Source organism: Corallococcus exercitus (genome assembly GCF_003611585.1).
In the GTDB taxonomy this organism is placed as follows: domain Bacteria; phylum Myxococcota; class Myxococcia; order Myxococcales; family Myxococcaceae; genus Corallococcus; species Corallococcus exercitus.
This window is the reverse complement of record NZ_RAVW01000752.1, coordinates 1-1,836: the sequence shown is the minus strand read 5'-3', so window position 1 is coordinate 1,836 and position 1,836 is coordinate 1. Positions and strand designations below refer to the sequence as shown.

2 protein-coding genes are annotated in these 1,836 nt (G+C 71.7%); both read right to left on the bottom strand.

Annotation, left to right across the window (positions count from 1 at the left end):
* Positions 1-1,628: FHA domain-containing protein (locus tag D7W79_RS41700; protein ID WP_120530717.1), on the bottom strand; the 1,628-nt coding region annotated here is incomplete at its 3' end.
* A 72-nt stretch (positions 1,629-1,700) separates the two neighbouring features.
* Positions 1,701-1,836, bottom strand: a 136-nt coding sequence (locus tag D7W79_RS46135; RefSeq protein ID WP_208729983.1) for an alpha-hydroxy-acid oxidizing protein, incomplete at its 5' end; no start/stop codon positions are given.

The following is a 1,836-nucleotide window of genomic DNA, read 5'->3' as shown; positions in this document are numbered from 1 at the left end:
CCCTGCCCCGGCGGCTTCGTGGTGAAGAAGGGGTCGAAGATTCTCGCCGCACGCTCCGAGGGGATGCCTGGCCCGTTGTCGCGCAGCCGGACCTCCACCTGTTCCTGACGCGCGAGGGTGCGAACCTTGAGCACCGGGACGTACGTGGCGCCCTGGGTCTGGCGCTTCTGACGCATGGCGTAGAGCGCGTTGTCCACGACGTTGATGATGACGCGGCCCACCTCCGCGCGGCTGAGCTCCAGCTGGCCCACGGCCGGGTCGTACTCGGCCTCCAGGCGGACGGTCAGGGGCTCGCCCCTCATGCCGCCCTGTCCCAGCGCGACGCTCTCCGCGACCAGGGCGTTCAGCTCCACGGACTCCCGCGGACCGGGCGAGCGGCGCGCGTGCTGGAGCATGCCCTGGATGAGCGCGTCCGCGCGGCGGCCGTGCTCGTTGATCTTCTGGACGTTGGTGCGCAGGCACGCGAGCGCCTCGTCCACGTCGCGCACGGAGTCCGGCGTCAGCCGTTCGCGCTGCGGCTCCATCACACTGGCCAGGTCCTCCGTGAGGCCCACGGACAGGCCGGCGAAGTTGCTGATGAAGTTGAGCGGGTTGCGCAGCTCGTGCGCCATGCCGCCCACCATGGCCGCGAGCGAGGCCAGCTTCGCGTCCATGATGAGCTGCATGCGCTGCACCGTCTCCTGCTCGATGCGGCGGTAGAGCCGGGCGTTCTCCAGCGCGAGCGCCGCCTGGCCCGCGAACGCGACGAGGAAGTCCAGGTCGTCCTCGGAGAAGCTCTTGGGCGTGGAGACGTTGTCCACGTACAGCACGCCCAGCACCTCGTCGCGGGGCTTGAGCGGCACGCACATGGAGGCGCGGATGGAGCTGAAGATGACGGACTCCGCGGCGTCCAGGCGCGGATCATTCACCGCGTCGGAGAAGAGGGCCGCCACGCTTTTGCGCAGCACGAAGTCCACGATGTTCTGGCTGTAGATGGGCCCGCGCACGGCCGTGCCCTCCGCCGTCTTCGTCACGCGCGGCTCCAGCTTCCCCGTGCCCTCGTCCACGAGCAGGATGACGCCCCGCTCCACGTGGAGGATCTGGAACGCCAGGTCCAGCACCTTGCCGGGCAGGGCCTCCAGGTCGTCCGTGACGGACAGGAGCTTCGCCACCTCCTGGAGGATGCGCATCCGCTCACGGCCGCGAGTGGCCGCGCTGGCGGCCTCCGCCGCGGACCGCTCCGGGTCGGACACCGCCTGCACCAGCGTCTTCAGCGGCACGCGCGTGAGCGCGCGCGTGAGCTGGGGCCGGGGCTCGTCGGGCGCGCCGGACGACGCGCCGGCCTGACCCGGGGCCACGGAGGGTGGCGGTTCGTGGGTGAGCAGGAAGACGAGCTCCCCCAGCGTCAGCGTGTCGCCGGGGCGCAGCTCCTTGCGGCGGATCTGCACGCCGTTGACGAAGGTGCCGTTCTTGCTCTGCAGGTCGGTGACGAAGAAGCGTCCGTCGGCGGGCTCGATGCGGGCGTGCTGGCGCGACAGGCTGCGGTGGGGAATGCAGATGCCCTGGTCGTCCGCGCGGCCAATGGTGATGGGCGCGGCCCCCAGCGGGAAGGACAGCTCATCCGGCTGCCCTGGGTTGTAGACGAGCATCGGCACGGCCTGGAACCCCCTCCAGGGCGGGAGCCTAGCCGAAAAGCCAGGGCGCGGACCGCCCCGGCCGACTCAGAAGGTCCTGCGCCGCAGCACCGACGCGTCCAGCGACGGGAGCGACGGCCGCCCCGCGAGCGCCAGGGCCAGCGCCAGCTCCTCGCGCAGGAGCGACAGCAGGTGGCCCACGCCCTCCTCCCCGCCCGCCGCC